7 protein-coding genes and 2 pseudogenes are annotated in these 20,619 nt (G+C 69.1%); 2 read left to right on the top strand and 7 right to left on the bottom strand.

Annotated elements, in window-relative coordinates:
• Window positions 1–10,169, bottom strand: a 10,169-nt coding sequence (locus tag ACFV88_RS33430) for an amino acid adenylation domain-containing protein (protein ID WP_385495893.1), incomplete at its 3' end; no start/stop codon positions are given.
• 99 nt (window positions 10,170–10,268) lie between these two features.
• Window positions 10,269–10,751, bottom strand: a pseudogene (locus tag ACFV88_RS33425) (phosphopantetheine-binding protein); the annotation flags it as partial.
• A 303-nt stretch (window positions 10,752–11,054) separates the two neighbouring features.
• Here ACFV88_RS33425 and ACFV88_RS33420 point away from each other — a divergent pair.
• The gene (locus tag ACFV88_RS33420; protein ID WP_385495894.1) at window positions 11,055–11,342 is read left to right on the top strand and encodes a hypothetical protein; all 288 of its coding nucleotides are present in this window, start codon (window positions 11,055–11,057) and stop codon (window positions 11,340–11,342) included.
• A 15-nt stretch (window positions 11,343–11,357) separates the two neighbouring features.
• On the opposite strand, the pseudogene ACFV88_RS33415 reads toward ACFV88_RS33420, so the two are convergent.
• From ACFV88_RS33415 to ACFV88_RS33405, 3 genes and pseudogenes are all read right to left on the bottom strand, one after another.
• Window positions 11,358–12,410: pseudogene (locus tag ACFV88_RS33415) on the bottom strand (AMP-binding protein); the annotation flags it as partial.
• Window positions 12,299–16,435, bottom strand: coding sequence for an amino acid adenylation domain-containing protein (locus tag ACFV88_RS33410; RefSeq protein ID WP_385495890.1), 4,137 nt, complete (start codon window positions 16,433–16,435; stop codon window positions 12,299–12,301). The gene ACFV88_RS33410 and the pseudogene ACFV88_RS33415, both read right to left, overlap by 112 nt.
• A gap of 108 nt (window positions 16,436–16,543) precedes the next feature.
• Window positions 16,544–17,776: a cytochrome P450 gene (locus tag ACFV88_RS33405; RefSeq protein ID WP_385495889.1), complete on the bottom strand. Its 1,233-nt coding sequence runs from the start codon at window positions 17,774–17,776 to the stop codon at window positions 16,544–16,546.
• A gap of 180 nt (window positions 17,777–17,956) precedes the next feature.
• Here ACFV88_RS33405 and ACFV88_RS33400 point away from each other — a divergent pair, with 180 nt between their 5' ends.
• Window positions 17,957–18,847, top strand: a complete 891-nt coding sequence (locus tag ACFV88_RS33400) for a TIGR03621 family F420-dependent LLM class oxidoreductase (RefSeq protein ID WP_385495888.1) — start codon at window positions 17,957–17,959, stop codon at window positions 18,845–18,847.
• A gap of 78 nt (window positions 18,848–18,925) precedes the next feature.
• Here ACFV88_RS33400 and ACFV88_RS33395 read toward each other — a convergent pair whose 3' ends face one another.
• Window positions 18,926–19,441, bottom strand: a complete 516-nt coding sequence (locus ACFV88_RS33395; protein WP_385495887.1) for a hypothetical protein — start codon at window positions 19,439–19,441, stop codon at window positions 18,926–18,928.
• A 22-nt stretch (window positions 19,442–19,463) separates the two neighbouring features.
• Window positions 19,464–20,612 carry a tryptophan dimethylallyltransferase family protein gene (locus ACFV88_RS33390; protein ID WP_385495892.1) on the bottom strand — a complete coding sequence of 383 codons (1,149 nt, stop codon included), beginning with the start codon at window positions 20,610–20,612 and terminating at the stop codon, window positions 19,464–19,466.
• Window positions 20,613–20,619 lie beyond the last annotated feature (7 nt).

Below are 20,619 nucleotides of genomic sequence, written 5' to 3'. Positions count from 1 at the left end.
GACACCCGCGACCCCACCGGATCACTCGCCAACCCCCCAAGCGACCCCACCGAAACCACCGACCCCAACACATCCGACACCACACCCACACCCCCAGGGACCAACACCACATCCATCACATCCACACCACCAGAACCCACCGTCACCACCGCATCCCAACCCCGCGACCGAGCCCAAACACACACACCCTCCGGATCCACCCCGCCGCCTGCCCCACCCAACAACTCACGAACACGCTCAACCGGCTCGCCCGCGGCCACCGCCCGAGCCGCCGCAACCTCCCCCACCAACCGAGCATTCGGCACCCCCGACACCCGCACCGGCAACGACACATCACCCAACGCATCCCAATCGTCAACATCCCGACCCCACACCAGGACGGGTGTCCGAGCAAGAGAAAGCGGCTGGGCAGGAGCCTTGTGGAGGACCACGTCGAAACGGTGTCGGGTCAGTTCGTTGTGCGCCACACCCCGCTTCCACCGCACATCCACACCCACCGCCTCCGACCGCCCAGCCGCCCAAACAGCGAAGAAACCCGGATCAAGCAACAACTCCTTCTCCGTCACCACAGCCTGCTCAACCGCCGCACGCAAACGACCCGCATCCCCCACACCCACCTGACGAACCTGAACAGCAGTCTGGAAAGCCCGCAACAAACCCCGATGCCGCACATCCCCGACAAACAACCGACCACCCTCAGCCAGCAACCCGAATGCTTGATCCAACACCCGTTCCAAGTAACTCCAACCCGGAAAGTACTGCACAACCGAGTTGATGATCACCGTGTCAAACCCACCCGCCGGAAGCCCCGACACATCATCAGCGGCCTGGCACCGCACCACCACATGATCCCAACCCAACCCCGCCACCTGACCACGCAACCGCTCCACCACCGACGACGAAAAGTCCGTCGCCCAATACGACTCCACCTCCCCCGCCACGTGCCCCAACAACAACCCAGAACCAACACCGATCTCCAACACCCGGCGGGGCGCAAAATCCCTGATCCTCTCCAACACCTGGTCACGCCACTCCCGCATCTCCGGCAAGGGGATCGGCTCACCCGAGTACGAGCTGTTCCACCCCTCGAATCCCTCCCCCAGCACACTCGTCCCGGCCTCGCCGTCTTGAACGGCCTGGCCGTAGACCGAGTCGTAGATCTCCCGCCATTCGTCGACCTGCTCCCCGGTGGCACCGTCCGCGCCTGCCGACGAAGGGACGACGTAGGCGACGAGTCGGGTGTCGTCGTGGTGCGGGCGGGCGACCACCAGAGCCTGGGACACACCCGGCTCCGCCTCCAACGCCGCCTGCACCTCACCCGGCTCGATACGGAAACCACGAATCTTCACCTGATCATCAGCACGCCCCACAAACCGAAGCTGACCATCCACATCCCAACGCACCAGATCGCCCGTCCGATACATCCGCTCACCGGGACCACCGAACGGGTTGGCCACGAAACGATCAGCGGTCAGACCCGGTCGGCCCGCGTACCCACGCGCCAACCCGGGCCCGGACACATACAACTCCCCCGACACACCAGCCGGAACAAGCCCGAGACGTTCGTCCAGCACGAACAGCCCCGCCCCCGGTACCGCCCGGCCAATCGGAACACCCCCACCCACCACCAACGGATCACTGATCGCCGCAGCCACCGTGATCTCCGTCGGACCATACGCATTCACCAACCGACGACCAGAACCCCAACGGGCAACCAACTCCGGCGGGCACGCCTCTGCACCCACCCCCAAAGCCACCAAGTCCTCCAACCGCTCCCACGCACCCTCAGGCAACGTCGCCACCACCGACGGCGGCAAAAACGCATGCGACACCCCACCCCGCGCAAGAGCCTCCTCCAACTCCACCCCCGCCAAACCAGAACCCTCCGGCACCACCAACTCCGCACCCGAACCCCACGCCAACACCAACTCCAACACCGACGCATCAAAACTCAACGACGCCGTACGCAACACACGACCACCAACACCAACCCCCATCCGCTCCACCAAACCCGCAGCCAACCCCGCCACACCCGCATGCGTAACCACCACACCCTTCGGACGCCCTGTCGAACCAGAGGTGTAGATCACATACGCCGGATGCGAAGGCAACAACGGCACCACCCGCTCAGCATCAACGACCTCCGCACCAGACAGTCGATCCGTGTCGACCTCGTCCAGCAGGACAACGTCCACAGACAGGGCATCCGGCAAACTGCCCACCGCAGCACGCGTGGTCAGCACCAGACCCGGCTGTGCGTCCTCCAACAACCAACCGATCCGCGCCCCCGGATACTCCACATCCACCGGCACATACGCAGCCCCCGCCAACACCACACCCAACACCGCAACCAACTGCTCCACACCAGCAGGCACCGCAACCGCCACCACACCACCAGGACCCACACCACCATCGATCAACCAACGAGCCAACCGATTCACCCGCCCACCCAACTCCCCATACGACCATTCCTCTCCGCCACACACCACCGCCACCGCATCCGGGCACTCCCGCACCCGCCCCACAAACAACTCCGGCAACGTACTCAACACAGGCGCAACACCAGACGCCGACCAACCCAACAACCGCTCCCGCTCACCCACACCCAGGACCTCCAGCTCACCCACCCGCGAGCCGGTCTCCGCAACCGCACCGGACAACACCCGAACCAACCGAGCCCCGAACAACTCCGCCGTGTCGCGGTCGTAAAGGTCCGTCGCGTACTCGATGAACCCCGACATCCCCGCCGGGCGGCCATCCTCGTCGAAGACCTCCGACACACTCACCGTCACATCGAACTTCGCCGTCCCCGTCCCCACCGACTCCGTCCGCACACCGAGCCCCGGCAACTCAAACCGCGCCTCCTCATTGTTCTGCAACACCAACGCCACCTGGAACAAAGGATGCCGACCACCCGAACGCACCGGATTCAGCCGCTCCACCACCAACTCAAACGGCACATCCTGATGCGCAAACGCCTCCAAGCACCCCTCACGCACCCGCCCCAACAACTCACCGAACGACGGATCACCCGACACATCCGTCCGCACCACCAACGTATTGACGAAGAAGCCGATGAGGTCGTCCAAGCCCTCGTCCATCCGCCCGGCGACCGGCGAACCGACGACGACGTCCGATCCCGCACCCAGCCGTGACAGCAGGCTCGCGAGTCCGGCGTGGAGCACCATGAACAGGGTGACGTCCGCGGACCGCGCGAGGTCCCGTAGCCCGGCATGCAGGTCGGCGTCGACCTCGAAGCCGATCACTTCGCCCTCGTACGAGGCCGAAGCGGGACGCGGCCGGTCACCCGGCACCGTCACCTCCTCCGGAGCGCCCTCCAACTGGCCCTGCCAGTAGGCGAACTGTCCACCCAGCACACTCGACGGGTCGTTTGCGTCCCCTAGCACCTCGTGCTGCCACACGGTGTAGTCCCCGTATTGCACCGGCAGCGCCGGCCATGCCGGGGCCTCGCCGCCTGCGCGGGCCGCGTACGCCGCCACCAGGTCCCGGGCCAGCGGGCCCGCCGACCACCCGTCCCCCGCGATGTGATGCAGTACCAGCACCAACACCGCGTCGTCGCTCCCGGTGACGTCGAGCAGGTGGGCGTGGACGGGGACGTCACGGTCGAGACGGAAGCCGTGCTGGATGGTCCCGGCGATGCGAGGAGTGACCGCCGGCTCCGCGACCGACTCGACGGTGAGGGGCACCCGAGCCTCGTCCATCGACAGCACGTACTGGTACGGCCGGCCCTCCCTCTCGGGAAAGACCGTGCGCAGCGCCTCGTGGCGGGCCACGACGTCATTGATGGCGGCTTCCAGCGCGTCGTGGTCGACGCCGCCGGTGAGACGGAGGGCGAAGGGCATGTTGTACGTCGCCGAGGGACCCTCGAGCTTGTGCAGGAACCACAACCGCTGCTGGGCGTACGACAACGGCAACAACTCCGGACGCGACCGCGCCTCCAACACCGGACGCACCCGTCCCCCACCCAAATGCCGAACCAACCTCCCCACCGTCGGCGCCTCGAACAACACCCGCAACGGCAACTCCACACCCATGACACGACGAACCCTGCTCACCAAGCGCGTCGCCAACAACGAGTGCCCACCCAACTCGAAGAAACTGTCGTCCAACCCGACCGACGGCACCCCCAGAACGTCCCCGAACAGGCCGCACAGGATCTCCTCCTGCGGGGTGCGGGGCGCTGTCGCGTTGTGCCCGGCGTACTGCGGTGCGGGGAGCGCCGCCCGGTCGATCTTGCCGTTCGGGGTCAACGGCAGCGCGTCCAGCAGAATGACCGTGGACGGCACGAGGTAGCCCGGCAGCACCTCCTGGAGGTCCGCGCGCAGCGACGCGGGCGTGGTCTCGGCGTCCGGCACGGGTACGGGAACCGCGTAGGCGGCGAGCCGGGTCTCGCCCCCGTGGACGAAGGGCGCCACGACGGCCTGTGCCACCGCGGGTAGCCGCCGCAGTGCCGCCTCCACCTCGCCCGGCTCCACCCGGAACCCGCGGATCTTCACCTGGTCGTCGGCCCGGCCCAGGTACTCCAACTGTCCGTCCGTGTTCCAGCGGACGACGTCGCCGGTGCGGTACATCCGAGTACCCGGCGCCTCGAACGGGGACGCCACGAACCGCTCCGCCGTCAGACCTGGCCGGCGGACGTATCCGCGCGCGAGGCCCGGGCCCGCCAGGTACAGCTCGCCGGGTACGCCCGGCGGCACGGGCGCCAGGCCGCCGTCCAGGACGAACACGCGGGCGCCGACGACCGGTGTGCCGATGGGGGCGTTCGCCTCGGTGAGGGGCGGGCTGGTGGTGGCGTAGACGGTGGCCTCGGTCGGGCCGTAGGCGTTGACCATCCGGCGTCCCGCGGACCAGCGGGCGGCCAGGGCGGGCGGGCATGCCTCGCCCGCGACCACCAGGGACCTCAGGTCGAGCAGGGCGGACTCGGCGGCGGCCGGGAGGGTGGCCAGGACGGACGGCGGGACGAAGAGGTGGGTGGCCCGGTGGGTGGCGAGCGCGGCGGCGAGCTGGTCGCCGACCAGGTGCTCGGTGCCGGTCTGCACGAGCGCGGCGCCGACGGTGAAGCCCGTCAGGAGTTCCATCACGGACACGTCGAAGTTGGACGAGGTGAACTGAAGGGTGCGGCTGCCCTCGCCGAGGCCGAAGCGTTCGGCGGTGGCGGTCAGACCTGCGAGGCCGGCGTGGGTGACGGTCACGCCCTTCGGGGTGCCGGTGGACCCCGAGGTGTAGATGACGTACGCGGTGTTGGACGGGGACAGGGGTGCCGTGCGGTCGCTGTCCCGGGGTGCCCGCGTCGGCTGCCGGTCCCACGCGGCGGCGGTGGCGGGGTCGTCGGTGAGGAAGAGCGGCGCCCGCACGTCCAGGGGCCGGGTGGCGAGCACCAGCGCGGGCCGGGCGTCGGAGACCAGGTACGCGATCCGCTCGGCGGGATGTCCGGGGTCGATCGGCAGGTAGGCCGCTCCGGCCTTGAGGACGCCGAGGACGACGGCGATCTGGGTGCGGGAGCGGTCGACGGCGACGCCGACCGGGGACTCGGGGCCCGCGCCCCGGGTGATGAGCCAGTGGGCGATCTGGTTGGCGCGCGCGTCGAGTTCGGCATAGGAGGCCGTGCCGTCGGCGTCGATCAGCGCGGGTGCGTGCGGGGTGGCGCGTACCTGCCTCGCGAAGAGTTCGGGCAGGGTCGCTTCCGGCTCGGAGCGGGGCGATGTGCTCCAGTCGGCCAGGGTGTGCCGTTCGGCGGCGTCGAGGATGTCCAGTGCGCCGACACGGCGGTGCGGGTCCTCGGCGGCGGCGGCCAGCAGGCGGGTCCAGCGGGCCGCGAAGGCGTCCACGGTGGTGGCGTCGTAGAGGTCGGTGGCGTATTCGATCGTGCCGGAAAGCCCGGCGGGCCTGCCGTCCTCGTCGAAGCTCTCGACCAGGTTGAGGGTGAGGTCGAACTGTGAGCCGCCGGGGGCCGGGGCGAGGAGCCGGGTGTCCAGGCCGGGCAGTTCGAAGCGCAGGTCCGCGTTGTTCTGGAGGGCCAGCATGACCTGGATGAGGGGGTGGTGGGCGGTGGAGCGCTGCGGGTTGAGCTTCTCCACCAGGTACTCGAAGGGGATGTCCTGGTGGGTGTAGGCGGTCAGGCTGGTCTCCCTGACCTGCGCCAGCAGATCGATGAACGCGGGATCGCCAGAGGTGTCGGTGCGCAGGATCAGGGTGTTGACGAAGAAGCCGACCAGTTCGTCCAGGTTCTCGTCGGTGCGGCCGGCGATGGGCGAGCCGACCGCGATGTCGTGCCCCGCTCCCAGCCGTGTGAGCAGGGCCGCGAGGCCGGTGTGCAGGACCATGAACAGGGTGGCGTCCGTCGAGCGGGCCAGCTGGCGCAGCGCGGCATGCGTCGGGGCGTCGAGCGTGAATCCGGTCTCGGCGCCGCGCTTGGACGCGACGGGGGGCCGCGGCCGGTCCGTGGGGAGGCTCACGGCCTCGGGCAGGCCCGCCAAGTGCGCGGCCCAGTAGGCCGCCTGGCGGGAGAAGAGGGCGTCGGGGTCGGTGTCGTCGCCGAGCAGTTCGTGCTGCCAGAGGCTGTAGTCGGCGTACTGCACCGGCAGCGCGGACCACCTCGGCCGTTCACCCCCGCGGCGGGCGGTGTAGGCGCTCTTGAGGTCGTCGGCGAGCGGGCCGAGCGACCAGCCGTCCCCTGCGATGTGATGGATCGTCAGAACGAGGACGTGGGCGTCCGGGCCGGTGCTCAGCAGCCGGGGGCGAACAGGGATCTCACGGTCGAGCTCGAAGCGGTGGCGGACGCACTCCTCCACCCGTGCGTCGAGCCCGTCTTCGGGGACCGGCTCCGGTGTCAGTTCCAGGCGCGCTTGCGCGACGTCCCGTACGTGCTGGTAGGGCTGTCCGTCGGTGTCGGGGAAGATCGTGCGCAGCGGCTCGTGCCGTGCGATGACGTCGCCCAGCGCGGCTTCCAGGGCGGTCACGTCGAGGGTGCCGGTGAGCTTGAGGACGAGCGGCATGTTGTACGTCGCCGACGCTCCCTCGAACTTGTACAGGAACCACAACCTGCGCTGCGCGAACGACAACGGCAACACCTCCGGCCGCACCCGCCGCACCAACACCGGACGCGCACCCACATCCGACAACCCACCCGCAAGCCCCGCCACCGTCGGCGCATCGAACAACGCCCGCAACGACAACTCCACCCCCAACACCGCACGCACCCGACTCACCAACCGAGTCGCCAACAACGAATGCCCACCCAAATCGAAGAAGTCATCGTCCACACCCACCACCGGAACACCCAGGACGTCCGCGAAGAGGGTGGCGAGGATCTGCTCCTGCGGTGTGCGGGCGGCCCGCCTGGAGGTGCTCGTGAAGTCGGGGGCGGGCAGCGCGGCCCGGTCCAACTTGCCGCTCGGCGTGCGCGGGACGGCGTCGAGCACGACGAAGGCCGACGGCACCATGTAGTCGGGCAGCCGGTCGCGCGCCGCGTCCCGCACCACGGACACCGTGAGTTCGCTGCCCTCCTCCGGCACCAGATAGGCGACGAGTCGGCTCACGCCGTCCTGCTGTTCGTGGGCGGTCACCGCGGCCTGGGCGACACCCGGACGGCCGCGCAGCACGGCCTCGATCTCGCCGGGTTCGACCCGGAAGCCGCGGATCTTCACCTGGTCGTCGGCCCGACCGAGGTACTCCAGCTGGCCGTCGGCGTTCCAGCGGGCGAGGTCGCCCGTGCGGTACATCCGCGCGCCGGGGTCGGTGAAGGGGCAGGCGACGAACCGTTCGGCCGTCAGGCCGGGGCGGCCCACGTAGCCACGCGCCAGGCCGGCCCCCGACACGTACAGCTCGCCCCACACGCCCGCCGGGACCAGTTCGAGCCGCTCGTCGAGGACCAGCCCGGCCAGCCCGGGCAGGGGCCGGCCGATCGGCACCACTCCGGTCGACCGGCCGGCCGGGAGCGGGCTCATCGCGGCGCCCACGGTCGACTCGGTCGGCCCGTACGCGTTGATCATCCGGCGTCCCGGAGCCCACCGCGCGGCCACGTCGGGCGGGCACGCCTCGCCCGCGACCGCCAGCGTGGTCAGGTCGGGAAGCCCGTCCGGCCCGTGAGCGTCCTCCAGGGTGACCAGGACGGACGGGGGGAGGGTCGCATTGGTAATCCGCTCGCGGTGGAGCAGCTCGGCGAGCTCCCGTCCGGCGATGCCTGTCTCCGCGGGCACCACCAGGGTCGCCGCGGCGCTGAAGGTGGTCACCATCTCGGAGACCATGGCGTCGAAGCTGGACGGCGAGAACTGGAGCACCCTGTCCCCGGGGCGCAGCGCGAAGGCGGCCCGCTTGGCCGCTGCGAGCCCGGCGATCCCGGCGTGCGTGATCTCGACGCCCTTGGGGCGGCCGGTGGAACCCGACGTGTAGATCACGTACGCGGTGTACGCCGGGTCGACGGCGATGCCGGGGTCCGTGTCGGAGTAGTCCGTGAGGTCCTGCCGGACCCACGCGTCGTCGAGCACCACCGCCGGCTCCGCGTCTCCGAGCATGTACGCCCGCCGTTCCGCCGGGTAGTCCGGGTCCACGGGCACGTAGGCCGCGCCGGTCTTCAGTACGCCCAGCAGGGCGGCGAGCAGGCCGGGCCCGCGCCGCATCAGCAGCGCCGCCCGACGGCCCGGACCGAGACCACGGTCGGCCAGCAGCCGCGCGATCCGGTTCGACCAGGCGTCCAGTTCGGCGTACGTCAGCTCCTCGTCGCCGTGTACGACGGCCGGGGACGTCGGGGCGCGCCGCACGGCCTCGGCGAACAGACCGGGCAGGGTGAGCGGTTCGGGCCTCGCCGAGCCGGGCACGCCCGACCACCCGAGCAGCTGCGGACGTTCTTGCGGGGCGAGCAGGTCCAGGGTGTCGATCGGCAGGTCAGCGGCGTCCGCGGCGGTGTTCAGGAACCGTACGTACCGCGCCCCGAACGCCGCGACGGTGTCGGGGTCGTAGAGGTCGGTGGCGTACTCGACGAAGCCGGTGATGCCCGCCGGATCGCCGTTCTCGTCGAAGGTCTCACCGATGTTCAGCAACAGGTCGAACTGGGAGCTGCCTTGCCCCGGGTTCTCCAGCCGGGCCTGGAGCCCGGGCAGGTCGAAGTGCACCTCCGCGGTGTTCTGGAGCGTGAGCATGACCTGGACGAGGGGGTGGTGGGCGGTGGAGCGCTGCGGGTTGAGCTTCTCCACCAGGTACTCGAAGGGAATGTCCTGGTGGGTGTAGGCGGCCAGACTGGTCTCCCTGACCTGCGCCAGCAGATCGACGAAGGACGGCCGCCCCGAGGTGTCGGTGCGCAGGATCAGGGTGTTGACGAAGAAGCCGACCAGTTCGTCCAGGCCCTCGTCGGTGCGGCCGGCGATGGGCGAGCCCACCGCGATGTCCGTGCCGGCACCGAGCCGCGACATCAGCCCGGCTAGCGCCGCGTGGAGCACCATGAACAACGTCGCCCCGTGGGCGCGCGCCAGCTCACACAGGGTGGCATGGGTCGGGGCGTCGATCTCGAACGGCAGCATCTCGCTGCTGTGTGAAGCCTCCGACGGCCGCGGTCGGTCGGTGGGCGGGCACACGACGTCGGGCAGACCGCGCAGGTGCTCGGTCCAGTAGGCGGCCTGGCGGCGTAGGAGGCTGTCGGGGTCGGTGTCTTCGCCGAGCAGTTCGTGCTGCCAGAGGCCGTAGTCGGCGTACTGCACGGGCATCGCGGACCACTGCGGGGACCGGCCCTCACGGCGGGCAGCGTAGGCGGTGACCAGGTCCTCGGCCAAGGGCGCCATCGACCAGCCGTCACCCGCGATGTGATGCAGCGTCAGCATCAGCATCGCCTCGTCGGGCCCCGTCGTCAGCAGCATCGCGCGCAACGGCATTTCCCGGTCCAGCTCGAATCCGTGCCGTGCCATGTCGTGCACCAGCCGATCCCGCCGCTCCACCGACCGCGCTTCTTCCACCGGGAGGGTGAGGTGGGCTTCGGTGGGGGTGAGGACGTGCTGATACGGCTCGCCGTCGAGGTCGGGGAACACCGTCCGCAACGGCTCGTGCCGGGCGATCACATCATTGAGAGCCGCCTCCATCGCCGACACATCCAACTCACCCACCAAACGCAACACCAACGGAATGTTGTACGTCGCCGAAGCACCCTCGAACTTGTACAAGAACCACATACGACGCTGCGCAAACGACAACGGCAGACGTTGCGGACGCGCCCGCCGCTCCAACACCGGACGCGAACCCACCCCCGACAAATGCCGCACCACACCAGCCACCGTCGGCTCATCAAACAACACACGCAACGCCAAATCCACACCCAACACCACCCGAATCCGATTCACCAACCGCGTCGCCAACAACGAATGCCCACCCAAAGCAAAGAAATCGTCATCCACCCCAACCCCCGACAACCCCAACACCTCAGCAAACAACCCACACACAATCTCCTCCTGCGGCGTCCGCGCCACCCGCGACACCGCAAACACATACTCCGGAGCCGGCAACGCCCCCCGATCCACCTTCCCCCCCACCGTCAACGGCAACGCCTCCAACACCACAAACGCCGCCGGCACCAAATACGACGGAAGCCGCTCCGACAGACTCCGACGCAACACAGACACCAACTCACCCGACACCCGCGACCCCACCGGATCACTCGCCAACCCCCCAAGCGACCCCACCGAAACCACCGACCCCAACACATCCGACACCACACCCACACCCCCGGGGACCAACACCACATCCATCACATCCACACCACCAGAACCCACCGTCACCACCGCATCCCAACCCCGCGACCGAGCCCAAACACACACCCCCTCCGGATCCACCCCGCTGCCTGCCCCATCCAGCAGCTCACGAACACGCTCAACCGGCTCGCCCGCGGCCACCGCCCGAGCCGCCGCAACCTCCCCCACCAACCGAGCATTCGGCACCCCCGACACCCGCACCGGCAACGACACATCACCCAACGCATCCCACCCATCAACATCCCGACCCCAGGCGAGCACCGGCACACCAGAGAACGAGAGCGGCTGAGTAGGGGCCTTGTGGAGGACGACGTCGTAGCGGTGTCGAGTCAGCTCGTTGTGCGCCACACCCCGCTTCCACCGCACATCCACACCCACCGCCTCCGACCGCCCAGCCGCCCAAACAGCGAAGAAACCCGGATCGAGCAACAACTCCTTCTCCGTCACCACAGCCTGCTCAACCGCCGCACGCAAACGACCCGCATCCCCCACACCCACCTGACGAACCTGAACAGCAGTCTGGAAAGCCCGCAACAAACCCCGATGCCGCACATCCCCGACAAACAACCGACCACCCTCAGCCAATAGCGCAAACGCCTGGTCCAACACCCGCTCCAAATAGCCCCAACCCGGGAAGTACTGCACAACCGAGTTGATGATCACCGTGTCAAACCCACCCGCCGGAAGCCCCGACACATCATCAGCGGCCTGGCACCGCACCACCACATGATCCCACCCCAAACCCGCCACCTGACCACGCAACCGCTCCACCACCGACGACGAAAAGTCCGTCGCCCAATACGACTCCACCTCCCCCGCCACATGCCCCAACAACAACCCAGAACCAACACCGATCTCCAACACCCGGCGCGGTCCGAAGCTACGGATGCGCTCCACGACCGCATGGCGCCATTCCCGCATTTCCGACAACGGGATCGGCTCACCCGAGTACGAGCTGTTCCACCCCTCGAACCCCTCCCCCAGAACCTCCGACTCGGCCTGGCCGTAGACCGAGTCGTAGATCTCCCGCCATTCGTCGACCTGCTCCCCGGTGGCACCGTCCGCGCCTGCCGACGAAGGGACGACGTAGGCGACGAGTCGGGTGTCGTCGTGGTGCGGGCGGGCCACCACCAGAGCCTGGGACACACCCGGCTCCGCCTCCAACGCCGCCTGCACCTCACCCGGCTCGATACGGAAACCACGAATCTTCACCTGATCATCAGCACGCCCCACAAACCGAAGCTGACCATCAGCATTCCAACGCACCAGATCGCCCGTCCGATACATCCGCTCACCGGGACCACCGAACGGGTTGGCCACGAAACGATCAGCGGTCAGACCCGGTCGGCCCGCGTACCCACGCGCCAATCCGGGCCCCGATACGTACAACTCCCCCGACACACCAGCCGGAACAAGCCCGAGACGTTCGTCCAGCACGAACAGCCCCGCCCCCGGCACCGCCCGCCCAATCGGAACACCCCCACCCACCACCAACGGATCACTGATCGCCGCAGCCACCGTGATCTCCGTCGGACCATACGCATTCACCAACCGACGACCAGAACCCCAGCGGGCCACCAACTCCGGCGGGCACGCCTCCGCACCCACCCCCAAACCCACCAAATCCTCCAACCGCTCCCACGCACCCTCAGGCAACGTCGCCACCACCGACGGCGGCAAAAACGCATGCGACACCCCACCCACAGACAGCGCCGCCTCCAACTCCTCACCCGCCAGCCCGAACCCTCCGGCACCACCAACGCCGCACCCGAACCCCACGCCAACACCAACTCCAACACCGACGCATCAAAACTCAACGACGCCGTACGCAACACACGACCACCAACACCAACACCCATCCGCTCCACCAAACCCACAGCAAACCCCGCCACACCCGCATGCGTAACCACCACACCCTTCGGACGCCCCGTCGAACCAGAGGTGTAGATCACATACGCCGGATGCGAAGGCAACAACGGCACCACCCGCTCAGCATCAACGACCTCCGCACCAGACAGTCGATCCGTGTCGACCTCGTCCAGCAGGACAACGTCCACAGACAGGCCATCCGGCAAACTGCCCACCGCAGCACGCGTGGTCAGCACCAGACCCGGCTGCGCGTCCTCCAACAACCAACCGATCCGCGCCCCCGGATACTCCACATCCACCGGCACATACGCAGCACCCGCCAACACCACACCCAACACCGCAACCAACTGCGCCACACCAGCAGGCACCGCAACCGCCACCACACCACCAGGACCCACACCACCATCGATCAACCACCTAGCCAACCGAGCAGCACGCCCACCCAACTCCCCATACGACCAAGACTCTTCACCACACATCACAGCCAACGCATCCGGGCACTCTCGCACCCGCCCCGCAAACAACTCCGGCAACGTAGTCAACGCAGGCAAGACACCAGACGCCGACCAGCCCAACAACCGCTCCCTCTCACCCCCACCCAACACATCAAGTTCACCCACCCGCAAACCAGGCCCCGCAACCGCACCGGACAACACCCGCACCAACCGCGCCCCGAACAACTCCGCAGAACCCCGGTCATACAAATCCGTCGCATACTCGATGAACCCGGACATCCCCGCCGGGCGGCCATCCTCGTCGAAGACCTCCGACACACTCACCGTCACATCGAACTTCGCCGTCCCCGTCCCCACCGACTCCGTCCGCACACCAAGCCCCGGCAACTCAAACCGCGCCTCCTCATTGTTCTGCAACACCAACGCCACCTGAAACAAAGGATGCCGACCACCCGAACGCACCGGATTCAGCCGCTCCACCACCAACTCAAACGGCACATCCTGATGCGCAAACGCCTCCAAGCACCCCTCACGCACCCGCCCCAACAACTCACCGAACGACGGATCACCCGACACATCCGTCCGCACCACCAACGTATTGACGAACAGGCCGACCAGGTCGTCCAAACCCTCGTCCATCCGCCCCGCGACCGGCGAACCGACGACGACGTCCGATCCCGCACCCAGCCGCGAGAGCAACGCGGCCAGCCCTGCCTGCAACACCATGAACGGTGTCACGTCCGCGGACCGCGCGAGGTCCCGTAGCCCGGCATGCAGGTCGGCGCTGAGCTCCAGGGGTACGAGTCCGCCTTCGTACGACGCAGTAGCGGGACGCGGCCGGTCCCCCGGCACCGTCACCTCCTCCGGAGCACCCTCCAACTGGCGCTGCCAATAGGTCAGCTGACGGACCGCTTCACTGTCGGGGTCGTGCGCGTCTCCCAGTACCTCGTGCTGCCATACGGTGTAGTCCGCGTACTGCACCGGCAGCGCCGTCCATGCCGGGGCCCCGCCGTCGGAACGGGCCGCGTAGGCAGTCACCAGGTCCCGGGCCAGCGGGCCCGCCGACCACCCGTCCCCCGCGATGTGATGCAGTACGAGGAGCAGGACGGTGGCGTTCGGGTCGTCCTCGGTCCGGAAGAGCCACACCTTGGCCGGGATGTCGGCCGCGAGGTCGAAGGGTCGCCTGGCCGCGGTGCGGATCTCGGCTTCGAGGCGCTCCTGCTCTACGGTGACGGTGCGCAGGGCCAGGTGTGCCCGGTCCGCGGGCAGGACGCGTTGGACGGGCCCGTCGGCGGTTTCGGAGAAGACGGTGCGCAGCGGCTCGTGCCGAACGACCAGATCGTTGATGGCGGCTTCCAGCGCATCGTGGTCGACGCCGCCGGTGAGACGGAGGGCGAAGGGCATGTTGTACGTCGCCGAAGGACCCTCCAGCTTGTGCAGGAACCACAACCGCTGCTGGGCGTACGACAACGGCAACAACTCCGGACGCGACCGCGCCTCCAACACCGGACGCACCCGTCCCCCACCCAAATGCCGAACCAACCTCCCCACCGTCGGCGCCTCGAACAACACCCGCAACGGCAACTCCACACCCATGACACGACGAACCCGACTCACCAAGCGCGTCGCCAACAACGAGTGCCCACCCAACTCGAAGAAACTGTCGTCCAACCCGACCGACGACACCCCCAGAACGTCCCCGAACAGGCCGCAGAGCACGGCTTCGGTCTCTGTGCGGGGTGTGCGGGACAGGAGGCCGGTGCCGTCGTACGCGGGGGCGGGGAGCGCGGCGCGGTCGATCTTTCCGTTCGGGGTCAGCGGGAGGGCGTCCAGCATGACGACGGCGGACGGCACGAGGTGGTCGGGGAGCACCTCCTGGAGGTCGGCGCGCAGTGAGGCGGGGGTCACCTCGGCGTCCAGGGCAGGGACGGCGTAGGCGACGAGCCTGGTGTCGCCCGTGGTGTGCGTGAGGGGCAGCACGACGGTCTGCTGCACCGCGGGGTGTCGGCTCAGCGCCTCCTCCACCTCGCCCGGCTCCACCCGGAACCCGCGGATCTTCAGCTGGTCGTCCACTCGGTGCAGGAACTCCAACTGTCCGTCCGTGTTCCAGCGGACGACGTCGCCGGTGCGGTACATCCGAGTTCCCGGCGCCTCGAACGGGCACGCCACGAACCGCTCCGCCGTGAGGCCCGGCAGTTCCACGTATCCGCGTGCGAGGCCGGGGCCGGTCACGTACAGCTCCCCTGCCGTGTCGGCGGGCACCGGGGCCAGCACGTCGTCCAGGACGAACACCTGGACCTCCGCCACCGGTGTCCCGATCGGGACCTGCGCGCAGTCGCCGTCGAGTGCGGTGAGCGGTTCGGTCAGGGTGGTGGCGACCGAGCATTCGGTGGTGCCGTAGCCGTTGACCAGCTCGTGGTGGGCGGACCACCGGCGCACCAGGTCGGGCGGGCAGCTTTCGCCGCCGATGTGGACCCGGCGCAGGTCGGGCAGCGTGGACTCGGTGCCGACGGGGAGGGTGGCGAGCACCGGGACCGGCAGGGTGATGTGGGTGATCTGCTCGTCGGCCAGCACCTCGGCGAGTTCCTCGCCAAGGAGATGACCGTGTTCGGGGATGACGAGGGTGCCGCCTCCGGCGAAGGTGGTGAGCAGGTCCCAGATCGCCACGTCGAAGGTGGGGGGCGCCAGTTGGAGCACCCGGGAGCCGGCGTCGGTGGTCTGGTGCCGGGCGGCCGTGGCGACGAGGGCGGCGAAGCCCGTGTGCGGGACGCCGACCGGTTTGGGGGTGCCGGTGGAGCCCGAGGTGTGGATGACGTAGGCGAGGTCCCTCGGGAGTAGCGGCCGGGTCCGATCGCCGTCGTGGGGCGCGGTGGCGGGGCAGGCGGCGAGGGCGGTGTCGGTGGCGGGTGCGTCGAACAGGAGCGGTCGGGTGTCGCCGGGCGGCAGGCGGTGGGCGAGGTCGCCGTGGAGCAGGACGGCTTTGGGCCTGCTGTCCCGCAGCAGTCGGGCGAGGCGTTCGGTGGGCTGCTCGGGGTCCAGCGGAAGGTACGCAGCGCCGGCCTTCATGATGCCGAGGAGGGCTGCGACGTGTTCGGCGCTGCGGGGCAGGGCGACGGCGACCCGGTCGTCGGGTCCCAGGTCGTGGCCGATGAGCCACCAAGCGATGCGGTTGGCGCGCGCGTCGAGTTGGGCGTACGTCCAAGTGGTGGTGCCGGCGCTGACTGCCAGGGCCCGCGGGGTCAGCGCCGCGCGGGTCCCGAAGATGTCCGGCAGCGTGGTGGGGTCGGGTGCCGCCCCCTGGTGCCCGCTTCCGTCCGTGGACCGTCCGCTCGTGTTCGACTCGTCAACGTATCGCATGTGAATTCTTCTGCCCCTGGGTCCGAGTGGTGCGCGACGCGGCGGAGTTGTGGTGGACGTGGAGGTGGAGGCGGGCGGGGAGGTGGGAGCCGTCGGCGGTGGTGACCGTCAGCCTCGTGCGACGGCTACGGGGAAGGACCTGAGTCCGGCGATGCTCGGGTTCCGGTAGTACTGGAGGGGGCCGTCGGTCCGCTCCAGTACGGGGAACCGTCGCAGCAGCGCCGTCAGCGCGATCCGGAGCTCGGTGCGGGCCAGGGGCGCGCCCAGGCAGTAGTGCACGCCTTGTCCGAAGCCGACGTGCTGGTTGTGCTGCCGGTGGATGTCGAAGCGCTCGGGGTCCTCGAACTGCCGCTCGTCATGGTTGGCCGACAGTGCGGAGAGCGACACGAACTGCTTGGCGGGGATGGCGACTCCGCCCAATTCGGTGTCACGTGTGGTCAGTCGCAGGCTGTTCGGCACCGCGGGGCGGTAGCGGACCGACTCTTCGACGGCGGCCGGTATCAGGCCCGGGTCCTGCCGTACGGCGGTCAGCGCGTCGGGGTGGCGCAGCAGCTCGAAGACGAGGCTGGCGAGCGAACAGGCGGTCGTGACGTGCCCGCCGATGAGCAGCAGTTTTCCGATGTTGATCACCTCCTCCTCGGTGAGCCGTTCGCCGTCGACCTCGGCCTGCGCGAGCCTGCTGAAGAGGTCGTCCTTGGGGGCGGCGCGCCGTAGCCGGTAGTGCTCGCGCAGGTAGTCGAGCAGTTCGGCGCCCGCCGCGTCGATCGCGTTGACGAGGTCTTCGCCGGCCAGGTCGCCCGCTTCGAAGGAGAGCAGCCGGTCGGCCCAGCCCCGCAGCAACTCCCGGTCTTCGAAGGGGAGTCCGATCAGTTCGGCGATCACCATGACCGGCAGGGGGTCGGCCAGATCGCGGGCCACGTCGATCTCGGGGCTGCCGTCCACGGCGTCCAGCAGGCGTTCCACGGTGGCTTCGATCTCCGGGGCGAGGCCGGCGACGGTCCGTTGGTTGAACGCCTTGCCGATCAGTGCTCGCAGCAGCCGGTGTCTGGGCGGGTCCATCTCGGTGAGTCGTCCCTGGCCCCAGGCGTCTCCTTTGCCCCACTCGGCGGGGTAGGCCCGCCACAGTTCGGAGGAGTACGTGGCATGGTCCAGGCTGGCGGTGACGACGTCGGCGTACCGGAGCACCATCCAGGCGCCGGTCACGGGGTCCTGGTGGACGGGGTGTTCGTCCCGCATGACGCCGAACCAGTCCTGGAGCGCTTTTCCGTCGTCCTCGGAATAGGGCGGGGCAGGTGTCGTATTCCCCACGGTGGTTCTGGCGTGTTCTTGCTCTGGGCGCACGAAAAACCCCTTCTCCCCGCACTACGAAGGAAACAAGGCAAGTGACATTCGTCCCGAGACTCGATCACGGACCTTGCCGGTGTCAAGGTTGCTGAATTTGAACAGCCGCTGCCGGAATACTGGTCGTGGACGAAAGGCGCGTTCATTTTCGGGTTCCGGATCCGCTGCTAACGTCGCACCATGACTCTTCCCGAGAATCGGCCGTTCCGTTTCGGCGTCAATCTCGTCACGCCTGCGCCGCGGCGTGAATGGGCAGAAAAGTCCCGCAAGGTCGAGGCCCTGGGGTTCGATGTGCTGGGCGTGCCGGACCATCTGGGCGCGCCCGCCCCGTTCCCCGCTCTGGTGGCGGCGGCGGAGGCCACCGAGCGGATCAGGGTGACCACTTTCGTCCTCAACGCCGCGTTCCACAACCCGGTGCTGCTGGCCCGGGAGGCGGCCACCGCCGACCTGCTGACCGACGGCCGCCTGGAGGTGGGGCTGGCGGCGGGCTCGATCCGGGAGGGCACCGGTTCCGACGGGGTGCCGTTCCCGTCGGCCGGTGAGCGCGTCAGCCAACTGGAGCGCACGGTGAAGGAGTTGCGCGGGCTGATGGTGAACCCCGATCACGCACCGCAGCCGGTGCAGCCCGGCGGTCCGCCGTTGCTGGTGGCCGGCAACGGCGACCGGGTGCTGCGGCTGGCCGCCGAACACGCCGACATCATCGGCTTCACCGGCATCTTCCTGGGGCGCGGGGAGTTCCCGCAGCTGGCGAGCCCTGAGGAGTTGGGCGAGCGGGTGGCGTTGGTCCGCGAGCAGTTGGGTGCCCGGATCGCGGAGGTGGAACTGAACCTGCTGGTGCAGCAGGTGATCGTCACGGACGATCCGCGGGGCACCGCCGAGGAGTGGGCGCGGCATCCGCTGGCCCACTTCACCCCTGAGCAGCTGCTCGCGACACCGGCCTGGCTGATCGGGTCGCAGCGGGAGATCGCGGATCGGCTGACGGAGTACCGGGAGCGGTTCGGCCTCAGCTACATCGTGGTTCTGGAGCCGTGGTTGGAGGCGTTCGCACCGATCGTCGAGATGCTGAAGTGACGGTGCGGTCCAGGTGCCGGGCGGGTGGGCTCACCGCCCGCCCGGCAGCGTGTTCGTACCGGCCCGGACGCCGCGCTTTCAGCGCCCGCCGGGTTCCGTACCGTCCGGCTCCGAGCCGTCGCCGCCCGCCGCGAGCACGTCCGCGGCGCGGCTGATCTTCTCCAGGGCCTCGTCGCGGAACTCGAGACCGTGCCGGTAGTAGGCGCCCTGGCCCTCGGGGTGCTCGTGGAGGACGTCACGGACGGCGAGGAGGCCGGCCGGCCGGACCGGTTCGAGACAGGGCAGAGGGCCGCCCACGGTGCCGTTGAGCAGGTCGACCGTGCGCCAGCCGAAGAAGTAGAAGGCGTCGGTGTACACCGACGCCCAGTCCCATGCCCGAAGGAATTCCCGACGTTCGTCGGCGGCGGTCTGCTTTTCGTCCGTCGATGCCCATGACGAGTCCAGAACCGACACGATGGATTCCATCAGCATGTCGAGCTGTCCGAAACGCGTATGGATTTCTGCCAGCACCCCCGACGAAACCCGCCAGGGGGTGCCGGGCCTGTCCACCAGTCCCGAATACCGTTTCCACACGTCGACCACGGGCTCATACACGAGGCCCGATTATGGCATGCGGTCAGCGACGGGGCAGCCCTTTCGGCGGGCTTTCCTCACCGTCGAGGGCGTACCGCGCCTTCGGGTCCGTGTGCCGCAGTTCGGGCGAGAAGTAGGCCTTGAGCCGGGGACGGCCGGGACCCGGCCGCCAGGCCACGTAGTTGTGGATGCCCCGGCCCGCGGCGAGCGGGCGGGACGCCACCTCGCGCAGCGTCCGCTCGTAGAGGCCGGAGGAGCGGTCGCAGGCGGCCAGCGCTGTCGTCATCCGGCGGCGCACCGCTTCGTCGTCCGGGGCGTAGGTCCACATGGGGAGGTAGACGGTCGCCCCGCCGACCCCGGTGGGAGCCGCCCCGGTGAACGACAGGCAGGTGACCGGGGGTTGGGCGGAGAGGTCGGCGGCAGCCTCGGGCAGCATCGTCTCGCAGAACCGGCGCACGGGGGCCGCCGTGAACCCCGGGTACGGCGCCATGAGTTCGGCCAGGCCGTCGGCATCGGTGGCGTAGTGCCGGAAGTACAGCTTGACCCGCGCCTCGGGGTCCGCCGAGAGGTCGAGCGAGAACATCACCGGCCGGTCGAGGCGCTCGCCCCGTGCCATGTGCGCGGTCACCGCGGGCCAGGCCGCGCCGAGGCCGACGGCGGCGAGGCCCCGTTCACACAGCTCCGCGGCCCGGTCGGGCCCGCCGACGGCGGGGTAGAACCAGACCTTGAACTGGGCGTCCCCCTGCCGTCGCACCTCGGCGCCGAACATCGCGACGTGCTCGACGGCCGGCTTCTCGGGCAGGAACAGGTCGGCGACCTGCGCGAACCGTCGCCCGTCCGTTCCGTACCTGCGGACCAGGCCGGCCATCGTGGCGCGGGCGGAGACGACCCGGTCCACCAGGCCGTCCCCGGGGCGCAGGGCCTCCACCGCGAACTGCAGCGCGGGGTCGTCGTCGAGGCCGATCGCGAACTCCATCGGCGACCCGTCGGACGACACGTCGGACTCGGGCAGTTGCGCGGCCTCGGCCGTGCCCCAGGAGCCCGTCATGGCGCCGAAGGCGTCCACGCACACGCCGCTTCGGCTACCGAGGCCGAGGCCGGACGCCAACCGGGCCAGGCGCACCGCGCCCGCGACCCTGGCCGACGGGGCCGGCCCGGGGTCCGCCTCGCTGCTCCCGCTCACCTTCTCCATCGCCACC

Source organism: Streptomyces sp. NPDC059816 (assembly GCF_042732055.1).
Lineage (GTDB): Bacteria > Actinomycetota > Actinomycetes > Streptomycetales > Streptomycetaceae > Streptomyces.
Note: the sequence above shows the minus strand (reverse complement) of the source record. Positions and strands in the feature narration are given on the sequence as shown.

Coding starts and splice junctions, on each gene's coding strand:
- ACFV88_RS33400 (WP_385495888.1), top strand. CDS start 17,957: ATGACTCTTCCCGAGAATCGGCCGTTCCGTTTCGGCGTCAATCTCGTC.
- ACFV88_RS33410 (WP_385495890.1), bottom strand. CDS start 16,435: ATGCGATACGTTGACGAGTCGAACACGAGCGGACGGTCCACGGACGGA.
- ACFV88_RS33390 (WP_385495892.1), bottom strand. CDS start 20,612: ATGGAGAAGGTGAGCGGGAGCAGCGAGGCGGACCCCGGGCCGGCCCCG.